The organism is Agromyces sp. NPDC058126 (assembly GCF_042884595.1).
Classification (GTDB): Bacteria; Actinomycetota; Actinomycetes; order Actinomycetales; family Microbacteriaceae; genus Agromyces.
The window spans coordinates 611707-625836 of the sequence record NZ_JBHVTS010000003.1 but is presented as its reverse complement, the minus strand read 5'-3'; the positions used below and the strand labels follow the sequence as shown (position 1 = coordinate 625836).

The following is a 14130-nucleotide window of genomic DNA, read 5'->3' as shown; positions in this document are numbered from 1 at the left end:
GCAAGCGCGTGCAGGCGGCGCGCCGGAGCATCCCCGCCTGATCGTCGAAGCTCTCGGGAGGGTGCATGGTCTACCTCGACCACGCGGCGACCACGCCGATGCTGCCCGAGGCGATCGAGGCGTTGACGTCCGCGCTCGCCGTGGTCGGCAACCCGGCGTCGATCCACAGCGCGGGCCAGCAGGCGAAGCGGCTGCTCGAGGAGTCGCGCGAGCAGATCGCCGCGACGCTCGGCGCCGACGGCATCGAGATCGTCTTCACGGGCAACGGCACCGAGGCCGTGAACCTCGCGATCAAGGGCCTCTGGTGGCAGCGTCGCACTGATTCCGTCACAGGTGCCGCGCGCCCCCGCATCCTCGTGCCCGCCGGCGAGCACCACGCCACGATCGACGCGGTCGAGTGGCTCGCCGTGCACGAGGGGGCCGAGATCGTCGAGCTTCCGATCGACGAGGTGGGCCGTCTCCGGCTCGACGTGCTCGCCGACGAGCTGGCGCGCGACGCGGCATCCGTCGCCCTCGTCACGATGCTCTGGGCGAACAACGAGGTCGGCACGATCCAGCCCGTCGAGGAGGTCGCACGCCTGACCGCGCGGGCCGGGGTGCCGCTGCACATCGACGCGATCGCCGCCTACGGGCAGGTGCCCATCGCTTTCCATGCCGTCCGCCGGGCGACCGACGCGCCGCGCGGCGCGGGGCTCGTGGCCCTCAGCGTCTCGGCGCACAAGATCGGCGGGCCCGCCGGCATCGGCGCCCTCGTCCTCGACCGCACCGCGGCGGTCGAGCCGCTCATCCACGGGGGCGGTCAACAGCGCAAGGTGCGCTCGGGCACGCAGGACGTCGCGGCCGCGGCCTCGTTCGCGGCGGCGGCCAGGGTGGCCGCCTCGCGACTCGGCGACGATACGGCGAGGATGTCCGCGCTCCGCGACCGACTCGTCGCGGGCGTCGCGGCGGCCGTGCCGGCGGCGCGCCTGTCGGGCGACGTCGGCCCCGGGGCATCCGTCCGGCTGCCGGGCAACGCGCACTTCTCCTTCCCCGGCTGCGAGGGCGACTCGCTGCTCTTCCTCCTCGATGCCGCCGGCGTCGCCGTCTCGACCGGCTCGGCCTGCCAGGCGGGCGTGCCCGAACCCTCGCACGTGCTCATCGCGATGGGGCGCAGCGAGGCCGACGCCCGCGGAGCGCTCCGCATCACCATCGGGCACACCTCGACCGACGCCGACGTCGACGCGTTCCTCGCGGCGCTGCCGGCGGCGCACGCGCAGGCCGCGAGGGCCGGGCTCGCGGCCCGGGCCACCTCGTTCGACCGCTGAATCGCCCTCGTGCCCGTCTGAACCGTCTCGCCGCCGCGTCGGCCCGCATCGAATCACACTGATCGCGTGATGGACACGCCGTGGTGCCCGCCATAGGCTGCGGCCAACAGTCGCACGCAGTCCAGTCGGCATCGAGGCCGCTGGCGAGAACGGGGGTCGTGAAATGGCTGATCAGCAGGTTGCGGCGATCGCAGCGCAGTACGACGACGAGGCCACGGCGAAGACCGACTTCGCCGAGGTCGCGGCGCACTTCAAGGACTCCGACCACAAGCACGAGTCGTTCGATGCGGCGCTCATCCGACGTGGGCTGGGCGGCGAGCTCACCGTGGTCGAACGCGAGCTCAGCGGCCACCACAGCGCCCGGACGGGCCTCGGGGTCGGGCTCGCGACGGGACTCGCCGTGGCGCTCTTCCCCGCCGTCGCGCTCGGCGGTGCGCTCGTGGTCGCCGGCGGCTCCGGAGCCGGCATCGGCGCGATCGCCGGGCACCTCGCCCGTAAGTCGCCGTCGAAGGACCTCGAGGCGATCAGCGAGACCCTCGACGCCGGCAGCGCCGGAATCGTGGTGGTCGTCGATCCCGCCGATGCCGACGAGGTCGCGGCGCTGCTGTCGAAGGCGGCGAGGGTGACGACGAAGGACCTCGCCGTCGACCGCGACGAGCTCGACGACGAGGTCGACGAAGCCTACGAGTGAGCCCCTCGCGGGGCATTCGCTCAGCCGGGCTGCCTACACTGGTCGGGTGAAGGTTCTCGCAGCGATGAGCGGCGGCGTCGACAGCGCCGTGGCCGCTGCGCGCGCCGTCGAGGCGGGCCACGAGGTCGTCGGGGTGCATCTCGCGCTCAGCCGCATGCCGGGCACGCTCCGCACCGGCAGCCGCGGCTGCTGCACCATCGAGGACTCGATGGACGCGCAGCGTGCCGCGAACGTCCTCGGCATCCCGTACTACGTGTGGGACTTCTCCGAGCGGTTCAAGGCCGACGTCGTCGACGACTTCATCGCCGAGTACTCGGCGGGGCGCACCCCGAACCCCTGCATGCGCTGCAACGAGCGCATCAAGTTCGCCGCCCTCCTCGAGAAGGCGCTCGCGCTCGGCTTCGACGCCGTCGCCACCGGCCACTACGCCAAGGTCGTAACGGGCGCCTCGGGCGCGCTCGAGCTGCACCGCGCGAACGCGGAGTCGAAGGACCAGTCGTACGTGCTCGGCGTGCTCACCGCCGAGCAGCTCGCCCACGCCTACTTCCCGCTCGGCGACACCGCCTCGAAGCAGCTCGTTCGCGCCGAGGCGGCCGAGCGCGGGCTCAGCGTCGCGCAGAAGCCCGACTCCTACGACATCTGCTTCATCCCCGACGGCGACACGAAGGGCTGGCTCGCCGAGCGCGTCGGCACCGAGACGGGCGACATCGTCGACCGCTCGGGCGCGGTCGTCGGCTCGCACGAGGGCGCCCACGCGTTCACCGTCGGCCAGCGCCGCGGCATGCGCCTCGGCACGCCCGCGGCTGACGGCAAGCCCCGATTCGTGCTCGAGGTGCGCCCGAAGGAGAACACGGTCGTCGTCGGCCCGAAGGAGGCGCTCGCGATCGGGCTCATCGCCGGGTCGCGGTACTCCTGGGCGGGCCTCGGCCCTGTGGCCTCCGGTCTCGTGGCCGCCGACGGCGACGCGTTCGACTGCGAGGTGCAGATCAGGGCGCACGCCGATCCGGTGCCGGCGTTGGCCGTGCTCGAGGGCGGCGAGCTCGTCGTCACCCCGGTGCAGCCGCTCGACGGCGTCGCGCCGGGCCAGACCGCCGTGATCTACGTCGGCACGCGCGTGCTGGGCCAGTTCACGATCGACCGCACGGTCAGCGCGGTGCCGGTCGAGGCGTAGCGCCCGTCGCCCGTCGCTCGAACCGCTGTCGGGGGCGCCTCATATGATGGCGGGGTGAGCGAGACCCCCGCCGAGAACGACCTTCCGACCGATTTCGCCGCGGCCCGCGCCGAAGCCGACGCGCTCACGGCGCGCATCGAGGGCGCCCGCCTCGCCTACTACGGCGACGGCGACTCGCCCCTCTCCGACGCCGAGTACGACCTCGCGTTCCACCGGCTCGAGGCGCTCGAACGGGCGTTCCCCGAGCTCGCGGGCCAAGACAGCCCCACCCAGCAGGTGGGCGCGGCGGTGGCTTCGGCCGGGTTCCCCGAGCACGAGCACGCCGAGCGCATGCTGAGCCTCGACAACGTCTTCTCCATCGACGAGTTCCGCGAGTGGGCGGCGAAGGCGCAGTCCTCGGCCGGGCGACCGGTGCACTGGCTCTCCGAGTTGAAGATCGACGGCCTCGCGATCAGCCTCGCCTACCGCGACGGCGTGCTCGAGACCGCGACGACCCGGGGCGACGGCCGGGTCGGCGAAGACATCACCGAGAACATCGACCTCATCCCCGTGATCCCGCGCCGGCTCGAGGGCTCGGGCTACCCCGCGTTCTTCGAGGTGCGCGGCGAGGTGTTCCTGCGCACCGTCGACTTCGAGGCGCTGAACGAGCGCCAGCACGCGCTGCAGGCCGCGTTCGAGGCCGACTGGCTCGCGAAGGGCCGGCCGGCCGACGCCGTGCCGACGCGGTATCCCGAGTTCGCGAACGCCCGCAACACCGCGGCGGGCAGCATTCGCCAGCGACGCGAGAAGAAGAGCGAGTTCGAGCTCTCGCTCATGCGCGAACGGCTCGGCCGGCTCTCGCTCTACCTGCACGGCATCGGGGCCTGGGCCGACCCGTCGGTGCGGGCGCAGTCCGAGATCTACGGGCTGCTCGCCTCGTGGGGGCTCCCCGTGTCGCCGCACTCGCGGGTGTTCTCCTCGGTCGACGAGGTCGCCGACTACATCGTCGATCGCGGCGAGCACCGCCACGACGTCGAGCACGAGATCGACGGCATCGTCGTGAAGATCGACGAGCTCGAACTCCACGCCGAGCTCGGCGCGACCAGCCGGGCGCCGCGATGGGCGATCGCCTACAAGTACCCGCCCGAAGAGGTGCACACGAAGCTCCTCGACATCGTCGTCGGCGTCGGACGCACGGGTCGTGCCACGCCCTACGCGGTGATGGAGCCGGTGAAGGTCGCCGGCTCGACGGTCCGCCAGGCGACCCTGCACAACCAGCAGGTCGTGCGCGCCAAGGGGGTGCTCATCGGCGACACGGTCGTGCTCCGCAAGGCGGGCGACGTGATCCCCGAGATCCTCGGCGCGGTCGAGCAGCTGCGCGACGGCAGCGAGGTCGAGTGGCACATGCCCGAGCGCTGCCCCGAGTGCGGTACGCCCCTGCGGGCGATGAAAGAGGGCGACATCGACCTGCGCTGCCCGAACGCGAAGTCGTGTCCGGCGCAGGTGCGCGGCCGCGTCGAGCACATCGGCTCGCGCGGCGGGCTCGACATCGAGGCGCTCGGCGAGGTCACCGCCGCGGCGCTGACCCAGCCGTCGTTCCCCGCCGTCCCGCCGCTCGCCACCGAGGCGCGACTCTTCGAACTCACGCTCGACGAACTCGTGCCGATCGAGGTCGTCGTGCGCGACGCCGAGACGGGCGAGCCCAAGTTCGACGAGGTGAGCGGCGAGCCGGTCAAGCGGGCGCCGTTCCAGAAGGTGCGAATCACCTACCCGCCGGGCACAGAGACGCTCACCCCGGCAGAACGCCGTGCGGCCGGGGTCAAGAAGGACTTCCGCGAGGTGGGGCCGTCCGAGGCGGCGACGAAGCTGCTCGCCGAACTCGAGAAGGCGAAGAAGACGCAGCCGCTCTGGCGATTCCTCGTGTCGTTGAACATCCGCCATGTCGGGCCGGTCGCGGCGCGCGCGCTCGCCGACTGGTTCGGCTCGCTGAAGGAGATTCGCAAGGCAACGCGCGAGCAACTCGCTGAAGTCGACGGCGTCGGCGGCACGATTGCCGATTCGCTCATCGACTGGTTCGACGAAGGCTGGCACCAAGAGATCGTGCAACGTTGGGCAGACGCTGGCGTGACCTGGGAGACCCCGGGGCATCCCGGGCCGGGTGCCGCGGCCGCCGCCGGCGGAGTGCTCGCGGGCCTCACCGTGGTCGCGACGGGCAGCCTCGACGGCTTCACCCGCGACGGCGCGCAGGAGGCGATCATCGCCGCCGGCGGCAAGGCCGCCTCGAGCGTCTCGAAGAAGACCGACTTCGTGGCGGCGGGCCCGGGGGCCGGTTCGAAGCTCGCGAAGGCCGAAGAGCTCGGCATCCGGGTGCTCGACGCGGCGCAGTTCGCCGTGCTGGTGAGCGAGGGGCCCGCAGCACTCGACTGAACGCAGGCGGCCGGGGGCGGCGCCGGAGAGCGGGGGAGATGACGACGGAACCGGGCGAGCCCGACGCACGCGATCATGCGGGGGCGGGCACCGAAGCCGCCGCGACGCGCCGCGACTTCCTGAAGCTCGGCGGTGCGGCCGCCGCCGGGGCGGTGGTCGGCGGTGCGGCCGGTGCCGCGATCACCGCCGCGGTCGCCGGCGCCGCGGGCCCGCCGCCGAGCGCGAGCCCCGTGGCATCCGGCGGCCCGATCGCGCACTGGGTCGTGCTGATGGGCGAGAACCGCTCGTTCGACAACCTGCTCGGTCGCCTGTACACGGCCGACTCCGGGCCGGAGGGGGCGAGCTTCGACGGGCTCGCGTCGGGCGACTTCGCCAACGACGACCACGACGGCACCCGCATCGCCGCCCACGTCTACGACGGGCCGACCGACGCGATCATGGGGCGTCCCGATCCCGATCCGGGCGAAGAGTACCCGCACGTGAACACGCAGCTCTTCGACGTGATCGATCCGGCGTCGAACGAGGGCAGCGGGGTCGGCGAGATGACGGCGCCGTTCAACGCCCCGAGCGACGCCTCGTCGCCCACGATGAGCGGATTCGTGCGCGACTACCGCTCGCACCTGCAGGCGCTCCGCCGGGGCGCCGAGCCGAGCGATCACGAGGTGCGGCAGATCATGGGCGGCTTCGCCCCCGAGATGCTGCCCGTGCTGTCGACCCTTGCACGCGAGTTCGCGGTGTTCGACCACTGGCACTGCGCGGTGCCGTCGCAGACGTTCTGCAACCGCTCGTTCTTCCACGCGTCGACCTCGCACGGCTTCGTGACGAACGTCGAGAGCGGCGGCTACCGCAAGTGGCTCGACGCCCCCGCCGCACCCACGATCTTCAACCGGCTCGACGAGGCCGGGCTCACCTGGCGGGTCTACTTCGACGAGCTGCAGCTGATCTCCTTCACGGGGTTCCTGCACGCGCCGGCGCTCGAGAAGTACTGGCGCACCGAGCACTTCGCGACGATGGCCGACTTCGAGCGCGATGCGGCCGACGGCACCCTGCCCGTCTACGCGTTCATCGAGCCCCGCATGGTCTACGACCACAACGACTTCCACCCGCCCGTCGGGCGCCTGCGCGAGGGCGAGGCCGACGGCGAGCTCATCGTCGACAGCGCGGTGTCCGACGTGCGCGCGGGCGACGCCCTCGTGCACCGCGTCTACGAGGCCGTCAAGAACGCCGCCTCGACGACCGGGTCCAACGCGCTCAACACCCTGCTCCTCATCACCTTCGACGAGCACGGCGGCACCTACGACCACGTCGCGCCGCCCCAGGCGACCCCGCCCGACAGGGAGGGCGCCGGCGAGATGGGGTTCGCCTTCGACCGGCTCGGCGTGCGCGTACCGGCGATCGCCGTCTCGGCGTACACCCGGGCCGGAACGGTCGTGAACGACGAGTACCACCATGCGGCGCTCATCGCGACGCTCGCCCACGCGCACGGCCTTCGCGAGCTCACCGATCGCGATCACGGTGCCCGGCGCCTCGACGCGGCGCTGAACCTCGACGCCCCACGGCATCCCTCGACCTGGCCGTCGCCGACCCCGCAGTACGTGCCGCCGAATCCCGAGGCGACCGACCACCCCGGAACGCGGCATCCCGACCGCCCGCTCAGTCCACCGGCCCGTGGACTCCTGGGCCTGCTGCTGGCGAAGTTCGCCCCCGACGAACCGGTGCCCGAGACCTACGCCGACGCGCTCGATGCGCTCGAGCGGCACGGGCACGGCCTCTTCGGCGCACCCCGATAGAATCGTTGGATTCCCACCACGAGACGACGGAGCAGCATGTCCGAAATCAGTGCGGAGCAGGTCGCGCATCTCGCGAACCTCGCACGTATCGCGCTCACCGACGAAGAGATCGGGCACTTGACGACCGAACTCGCCCAGATCATGCACGCGGTCGAGAAGGTGAGCGAGGTGGCCACGCCCGACGTGCCGCCGACGAGCCACCCGATCCCGATGCAGAACGTGTACCGCGACGACGTCGTCGGCAACACGCTGACCGCGGAGGAGGCGCTCGCGGGCGCCCCCGAGTCCGACGGCTCGCGCTTCGTGGTCACCGCGATCCTGGGAGAAGAGCAGTGAGCGACGAACTGATCCGCCTGTCCGCCGCCGAGCTCGGCGAGAAGCTCGCCTCGGGCGATGTCTCCTCGGTCGAGGCCACGCGCGCGCACCTCGACCGCATCGCCGCCGTCGACGGCGCGGTGCACGCCTTCCTGCACATCGAGGGCGAGCGCGCCGTCGAGACCGCGGCCGAGATCGACCGTCGCCGCGCCTCGGGCGAGGCGCTCGGCCCGCTCGCGGGCGTGCCGATCGCCATCAAGGACGTGCTCGTCACGAAGGGCATGCCCTCGACCTCGGGCTCGCGCATCCTCGAGGGGTGGATCCCGCCCTACGACGCGACCCCGGTCACGAAGGTCCGCGAGGCGGGGCTCGTCCCGCTCGGCAAGACCAACATGGACGAGTTCGCGATGGGCTCCTCGACCGAGCACTCGGCCTACGGCCCGACCCACAACCCGTGGGACCTCGACCGCATCCCCGGTGGCTCCGGCGGCGGCTCGGCCGCCTCGGTCGCCGCCTTCGAGGCGCCGCTCGCCCTCGGCAGCGACACCGGCGGCTCCATCCGGCAGCCCGCGCACGTCACCGGCACCGTCGGCGTGAAGCCGACCTACGGCGCGGTCAGCCGCTACGGCTCGATCGCGCTGGCGTCGAGCCTCGACCAGATCGGCCCGGTCACCCGCACCGTGCTCGACGCGGCGCTGCTGCACGACGTCATCGCCGGGCACGACCCGCTCGACTCGACCTCGCTGCCGATGGCCTGGCCGTCGATGGCCGACGCCGTCAAGCGGGCGGATGTCTCCGGCCTCCGCATCGGCGTCATCAAGGAGCTCGACGGCGAGGGCTTCCAGCCCGGCGTCCGCCAGCGCTTCCACGAGGCGCTCGAGCTCCTCGAGCGCAACGGCGCCGAGATCGTCGAGGTCAGCGCCCCGCACTTCGAGTACTCGATCGCCGCCTACTACCTGATCCTCCCGGCCGAGGCCTCGTCGAACCTCGCGAAGTTCGACTCGGTGCGGTTCGGCCTGCGGGTCACGCCCGACGGCGCCGGCACGGTCGAGCAGGTCATGGCCGCGACGCGCGAGGCGGGCTTCGGCCCCGAGGTGAAGCGCCGCATCATCCTCGGCACCTACGCCCTCTCGGCCGGCTACTACGACGCGTACTACGGCAGCGCGCAGAAGGTGCGCACGCTCGTGCAGCGCGACTTCGACGCCGCGTTCGCGAAGGTCGACGTGCTCGCCTCGCCGACGGCGCCGACCACGGCGTTCAAGTTCGGCGAGAAGCTGGCCGACCCGGTCTCGATGTACCTCAACGACATCGCGACCATCCCGGCGAACCTCGCGGGCGTGCCCGGCATCTCGGTGCCGACCGGTCTCGCGCCCGAGGACGGCCTGCCCGTGGGCATCCAGTTCCTCGCGCCGGCCCGCGAGGACGCCCGCCTGTACAACGTCGGCGGCGCGCTCGAGCAGCTGCTCGTCGCCGAGTGGGGCGGCCCGCTGCTGGGCAAGGCTCCCGACCTGACCGCACACGAGCTCTTCGCGACCGAGGAAGGCGCACTCTGATGGCCCGCGCTGAACTGATGGACTTCGACAAGGCCCTCGAGCTCTTCGAGCCGGTGATCGGCCTCGAGGTGCACGTCGAGCTGAACACGACGACGAAGATGTTCTCGTCGGCGCCGAACCCGGCGAACTCCGCGTTCCACGGCGCGGAGCCGAACACGCTCGTCTCGCCGGTGTGCCTGGGCCTGCCGGGTTCGCTGCCGGTCGTGAACGGCGACGCCGTGCGCAAGTCGATCTCGCTGGGCCTCGCCCTCGGCTGCTCGATCGCCGAGTCGAGTCGCTTCGCCCGCAAGAACTACTTCTACCCCGACCTCGCGAAGAACTACCAGATCTCGCAGTACGACGAGCCGATCGCCTTCGACGGCGAGCTCGAGGTCGAGCTCGAGGGCGGCAAGACGTTCATGATCCCGATCGAGCGCGCACACATGGAGGAGGACGCGGGGAAGCTGACGCACGTCGGCGGCTCGACGGGTCGCATCCAGGGCGCCGAGTACTCGCTCGTCGACTACAACCGCGCGGGTGTGCCGCTCGTCGAGATCGTCACGCGTCCGATCTTCGGCGCCGAGGGGGATGCCCCGGCGCTCGCGAAGGCGTACGTCGCGACGATCCGCGACATCGCCCTCGCGCTCGGCATCTCCGAGGCGCGCATGGAGCGCGGCAACCTCCGCTGCGACGCGAACGTCTCGCTGCGTCCGCGCGGCCAGGAGAAGCTCGGCACCCGCACCGAGACGAAGAACGTGAACTCGTTCCGCTCGATCGAGCGCGCGGTCCGCTACGAGATCCAGCGGCAGGCGGCGATCCTCGCCAAGGGCGGCACGATCACGCAGGAGACGCGGCACTGGCATGAGGACACGGGTGCGACGAGCGCCGGTCGTCCGAAGTCCGACGCCGACGACTACCGCTACTTCCCCGAGCCCGACCTCGTGCCCGTGGTGCCCTCGGCCGAGCTCATCGATGAACTGCGCGCAGCGCTGCCCGAGCCGCCCGCCGCGCGCCGGCGTCGCCTGAAGGGCGAGTGGGGCTTCACCGACCTCGAGTTCCAGGACGTCGCGAACAGCGGACTCCTCAACGAGGTCGCCGAGACGGTCGCGGCGGGCGCCTCGCCCGCCGCCGCGCGCAAGTGGTGGACCGGTGAGCTCACGCGCCTCGCGAACGCCTCGGAGCGCGACGCGGTCGAGCTCGCCACCCCGGCGCAGGTCGCCGAGCTCGCGGCGCTCGTCGAGGCGGGCACGCTCACCGACCGCCTGGCCCGCCAGGTGCTCGAAGGCGTCGTCGCCAGCGAGGGGTCGCCGCAGGAGATCGTCGACGCCCGCGGTCTCGCCGTCGTCTCCGACGACGGGGCGCTCATCGCCGCGATCGACCAGGCGCTCGCGTCGCAGCCCGACGTGCTCGCGAAGATCCGCGACGGCAAGGTGCAGGCCGCCGGTGCCGTCATCGGCGCCGTCATGAAGGCGATGCAGGGCAAGGCCGACGCCGCCCGCGTGCGCGAGCTCGTGCTCGAGCGTGCGGCCGCCGCCGAGTAACGCGCCGAGTTCGTCGAGCTGAGAGCCGGGCCGGACGTCCACGTCCGCCCGGCTCTCAGCCGTTTCCGGGGGAATGTCGAGAGAATCGAACTCCCCTTCACGATCAGCGAGGACACCATGGGATTCTTCGATCGACTCTTCGGCGCACCCGAGCAGCCCGCGCCGCGGCAGGCACCGCCCGCGCGACGGCTCAGCGACGACGAACTCGCGCTCGAGCGCTACCGCTACCTGCTCCGCACAGCGCCGCCCGAGTCGATCGAGCAGGTGCACGCCGAGGCCTTCGCGAAACTCACCCCCGAGCAGCGGGCGGCCGTGTACCGCTCGCTCGCCGATGAAGCGCCCGCGGGGGAGCGGCTCGTGTCGGACGAGCCGTCGGCCCTCGCACGGGCGGCGACGCGCGCCGAGCTCCGCGCACCCGGCAGCATGGAGCGCGCGTTCCGCGGGGCGGATGCCTCCGGCGGCGGCCGAGCCGGCCAGGCCGGACCCTCGTTCGGTCAGATGTTCGGCAGCTCCCTGCTCGGCTCGATCGCGGGCGTGGTCGTCGGATCGGCCATCGCGCAGGCCCTGCTGCCCGACGCCTCGGCGTTCGAAGCCGGTGGCGCCGAGCAGGGTGCCGACGGCGCTGCCGACGCGGGCGCGGGCGACGCGTCAGCCGAGGCGGGCTCGGACTCCGGCGGCGACTTCGGCGGGTTCGGGGACTTCGGCGGCGGCGACTTCGGCGGCGGCGGCGACTTCGGGTTCTAGCCCCGCGGCCGGTCGGCATCGTACGGCCGCGGCCGCGGCCGGTGTCGGTGGGCTCGGTTAGGGTCGGATCATGAGCAAGCAGGACGGCTCGTCGCGCCAGGTGACGACGGGTCCCGTCGACGATTCGGCGACCCCGATCCTGCACGTCGACATGGACGCCTTCTTCGTCTCGGTCGAACTGCTCAAGCGACCCGAGCTGCGCGGCAGGCCGGTGCTCGTCGGCGGCACCGCGGGCCGGGGCGTCGTGTCGGCGGCGAGCTACGAGGCGCGCCGGTACGGCGTGAACTCGGCGATGCCGATGTCGATCGCGCTGCAGCGCTGTCCGAACGCGGTCGTGCTCCGCGGCGACTACGCGAGCTACTCGCGGTACTCGAAAGAGGTCATGGGCATCTTCGAGTCGATCACCCCGCTCGTCGAACCGCTCTCGATCGACGAGGCGTTCCTCGACGTCTCGGGCGCGCGGCGCCTGCACGGCAGCCCCGCCGAGATCGCGTGGACGATCCGCCAGCGCGTGCAGCGCGAGACCGGTCTCACCTGCTCGATCGGGGTGGCCGCGTCGAAGTACGTCGCCAAGGTCGCCTCGAGCCGTGCCAAGCCCGACGGCATGCTCGTGGTTCCGGCCTCCGACACGGTGGCCTTCCTGCATCCGCTGCCGGTCTCCGCGCTGTGGGGCGTCGGGCGGGTGACCGAGGAGTCGCTCCTGCGACTCGGGCTGCGTACGGTCGGAGATGTCGCGGCAATGCCCGCCGACGCGCTCGAGCGGGCGGTCGGTCCGTCGCTCGCGGCACGTCTGACCCGGCTCGCCAACGGCATCGACCCGCGCGACGTCGAGACGACGCGATCCGAGAAGAGCATCGGCCATGAGGTGACCTTCGGGCACGATCTCACCGACCCCGAGCAGATCCGGCGCGAGCTGCTCCGGCTGTCCGACGACGTCGCCGTGCGGTTGCGGCGCGCCGGCCTCGTCGGCCGCACGGTCGTCCTGAAGCTCCGCTACGGCGACTTCCGCACGGTCACGCGTTCCCGCACGCTGGGCGAACCCACTGACGTCGCGCGTCGCATCTACGACGAGGCGCAGGCCGCCCTGCCAGAACTGCTCGGCGACGGTGCACGCATCCGGCTGATCGGCGTGCGTGCCGAGCACCTGCGCCCCTCGGGCGGCGGTGCCATGCTGTGGGATCCCGACGAGGAGTGGCGCGAGGCCGAGCGCGCGGTCGACGAGGTCACCGCGCGATTCGGCCGCGGAGCCGTGCGGCCGGCCGCGCTCGTACGGCCGGGCGGCGCCGACGGGGGCGCCGCCCGGGTGCCGTCGATGCGCCGGAAGCCGGTCGACGCCGAAGGGCGGGCCCGCCTCGACGCCGAACGCGCCGAGGCAGCGGAGGCGGCCGAAGGGCGCACAGGGGTGGATCGAACCCAGTTCGGCGGGTAGCGTGGCGGCATGGCTGATCTCGTACTCGAACTGGCAGAGACCGTCGCCGGCGTCGGCGTGAAGACCTCGTACGGCGAGCCCGTCGACCTCGACGGCACCAAGGTCGTGCCCGTGGCCCTCGGCTACTACGGCTTCGGCGCGGGCAGCGGCAGTGACGAGAGCGGCGACCAGGCCGGCGGCGGCGGGGGCGGCGGCCTGTCCATTCCCCTCGGCGCATACGTCGGCCGCGCCGGTGGCGAGGTGCGCTTCGAGCCGAACCTGATCGGACTGATCCTCGTCGTCACGCCGCTCGTCTGGGTGACCGGCAAGGCGCTGCGCTGGGTCATCCGCGCGCTCAAGCGCTGAGGCCCTCCGACCGTCGTCACGGACTGCCGCGTCGGGCGCGGGTCGACTCGTCCGGCGTATACTCGTCTGCGAACACGGGAGTCCGGTGAGCCGGGCTGAGAGGAAGGTTCTCAACCTTCGACCGTCGAACCTGATCTGGGTCATGCCAGCGCAGGGAGGGCAGATCATCTCAATATCCCGTGCCTCTTTCCACGAATCGAAAGGGCACGACAGTGCACACCACCGCACCCATCACTCCGTCCGCACGTGAGGCCGCGCCGAAGCGCGACTTCCGCTGGCGCGTCGTCGACATCGTCGTGGCGGCCGTCATCGCCGTCGCGACGGGCCTCCTGTTCCTGTTCTGGAACAACATCGGCTACGCCTGGTTCGTCGCCGCCGACGCGGTGACGCCGGGTCTCGGCGGCATCGCCGTCGGCATCTGGCTCATCGGCGGCGTGCTCGGCGGCCTCATCATCCGCAAGCCCGGTGCCGCGCTCTTCGTCGAACTCGTCGCCGCGATGGTCTCGGCGCTCGTCGGCAACCAGTGGGGCATCGAGACGATCTACTCGGGCCTCGCCCAGGGCCTCGGAGCCGAACTCGTCTTCGCGCTGTTCCTCTACCGCCGGTTCGGTCTGACGCAGGCGATGCTCGCGGGTGCCGCGGCCGGCGCAGCCGCGTGGACGCTCGAGCTCTTCACCTCCGGCAACCTGCAGAAGTCGGCCGAGTTCCTCGCGCTCTACTTCGGCACCGTCGTCGTGTCGGGCGCGGTGCTCGCCGGCCTCGTCGGCTGGCTGCTCGTGCGCGCCCTCGCGGCGACCGGGGCGCTCAGTCGCTTCGCCGCGGGCCAGGACGTCACGCAGCGGGTGTGAGCGTGCCTGCATCG

Annotated in this window: 12 protein-coding genes and 1 riboswitch; all 12 genes read left to right on the top strand. The window is 72.2% G+C overall.

What is annotated here, in order from left to right; translation table 11 throughout:
- Positions 1-65 precede the first annotated feature (65 nt).
- Positions 66-1304 (top strand): cysteine desulfurase family protein, encoded by a 1239-nt coding sequence (locus ACFVTR_RS12005; RefSeq protein ID WP_387037540.1) that lies wholly within the window; start codon positions 66-68, stop codon positions 1302-1304.
- A 163-nt stretch (positions 1305-1467) separates the two neighbouring features.
- Positions 1468-1995, top strand: coding sequence for a DUF1269 domain-containing protein (locus ACFVTR_RS12000; RefSeq protein WP_387037538.1), 528 nt, complete (start codon positions 1468-1470; stop codon positions 1993-1995).
- 46 nt (positions 1996-2041) lie between these two features.
- A complete protein-coding gene (gene mnmA, locus ACFVTR_RS11995; RefSeq protein WP_387037536.1) occupies positions 2042-3166 on the top strand; it encodes a tRNA 2-thiouridine(34) synthase MnmA in 1125 nt (374 codons plus the stop codon).
- Positions 3167-3220: 54 nt separating this feature from the next.
- Positions 3221-5572: an NAD-dependent DNA ligase LigA gene (gene ligA / locus ACFVTR_RS11990; RefSeq protein ID WP_387037534.1), complete on the top strand. Its 2352-nt coding sequence runs from the start codon at positions 3221-3223 to the stop codon at positions 5570-5572.
- Positions 5573-5610: 38 nt separating this feature from the next.
- Entirely contained in the window at positions 5611-7362 is a 1752-nt protein-coding gene (locus ACFVTR_RS11985) for an alkaline phosphatase family protein (protein ID WP_387037533.1), read from the top strand.
- Positions 7363-7398: 36 nt separating this feature from the next.
- The gene (gene gatC / locus ACFVTR_RS11980) at positions 7399-7698 is read left to right on the top strand and encodes an Asp-tRNA(Asn)/Glu-tRNA(Gln) amidotransferase subunit GatC (protein ID WP_376945668.1); all 300 of its coding nucleotides are present in this window, start codon (positions 7399-7401) and stop codon (positions 7696-7698) included.
- Positions 7695-9230 (top strand): Asp-tRNA(Asn)/Glu-tRNA(Gln) amidotransferase subunit GatA, encoded by a 1536-nt coding sequence (gatA, locus tag ACFVTR_RS11975; RefSeq protein ID WP_387037530.1) that lies wholly within the window; start codon positions 7695-7697, stop codon positions 9228-9230. Before gatC ends, gatA begins: the two co-directional genes overlap by 4 nt.
- Positions 9230-10750 carry an Asp-tRNA(Asn)/Glu-tRNA(Gln) amidotransferase subunit GatB gene (gene gatB / locus ACFVTR_RS11970; protein ID WP_387037527.1) on the top strand — a complete coding sequence of 507 codons (1521 nt, stop codon included), beginning with the start codon at positions 9230-9232 and terminating at the stop codon, positions 10748-10750. Before gatA ends, gatB begins: the two co-directional genes overlap by 1 nt.
- A 117-nt stretch (positions 10751-10867) precedes the next feature.
- Entirely contained in the window at positions 10868-11494 is a 627-nt protein-coding gene (locus ACFVTR_RS11965) for a hypothetical protein (RefSeq protein WP_387037525.1), read from the top strand.
- A gap of 70 nt (positions 11495-11564) precedes the next feature.
- Positions 11565-12923, top strand: a complete 1359-nt coding sequence (locus ACFVTR_RS11960) for a DNA polymerase IV (RefSeq protein ID WP_387037523.1) — start codon at positions 11565-11567, stop codon at positions 12921-12923.
- Between the two features lie 9 nt (positions 12924-12932).
- Positions 12933-13268 (top strand): hypothetical protein, encoded by a 336-nt coding sequence (locus ACFVTR_RS11955; protein ID WP_376945658.1) that lies wholly within the window; start codon positions 12933-12935, stop codon positions 13266-13268.
- A 64-nt stretch (positions 13269-13332) separates the two neighbouring features.
- Positions 13333-13442: riboswitch (TPP riboswitch) on the top strand.
- A gap of 38 nt (positions 13443-13480) precedes the next feature.
- Complete coding sequence (locus tag ACFVTR_RS11950) at positions 13481-14116, top strand: ECF transporter S component (RefSeq protein ID WP_376945656.1); 636 nt, start codon at positions 13481-13483, stop codon at positions 14114-14116.
- Positions 14117-14130 lie beyond the last annotated feature (14 nt).

Coding starts and splice junctions, on each gene's coding strand:
- ACFVTR_RS12005 (WP_387037540.1), top strand. CDS start 66: ATGGTCTACCTCGACCACGCGGCGACCACGCCGATGCTGCCCGAGGCG.
- ACFVTR_RS12000 (WP_387037538.1), top strand. CDS start 1,468: ATGGCTGATCAGCAGGTTGCGGCGATCGCAGCGCAGTACGACGACGAG.
- ACFVTR_RS11985 (WP_387037533.1), top strand. CDS start 5,611: ATGACGACGGAACCGGGCGAGCCCGACGCACGCGATCATGCGGGGGCG.
- gatC (WP_376945668.1), top strand. CDS start 7,399: ATGTCCGAAATCAGTGCGGAGCAGGTCGCGCATCTCGCGAACCTCGCA.
- gatB (WP_387037527.1), top strand. CDS start 9,230: ATGGCCCGCGCTGAACTGATGGACTTCGACAAGGCCCTCGAGCTCTTC.
- ACFVTR_RS11965 (WP_387037525.1), top strand. CDS start 10,868: ATGGGATTCTTCGATCGACTCTTCGGCGCACCCGAGCAGCCCGCGCCG.
- ACFVTR_RS11960 (WP_387037523.1), top strand. CDS start 11,565: ATGAGCAAGCAGGACGGCTCGTCGCGCCAGGTGACGACGGGTCCCGTC.
- ACFVTR_RS11955 (WP_376945658.1), top strand. CDS start 12,933: ATGGCTGATCTCGTACTCGAACTGGCAGAGACCGTCGCCGGCGTCGGC.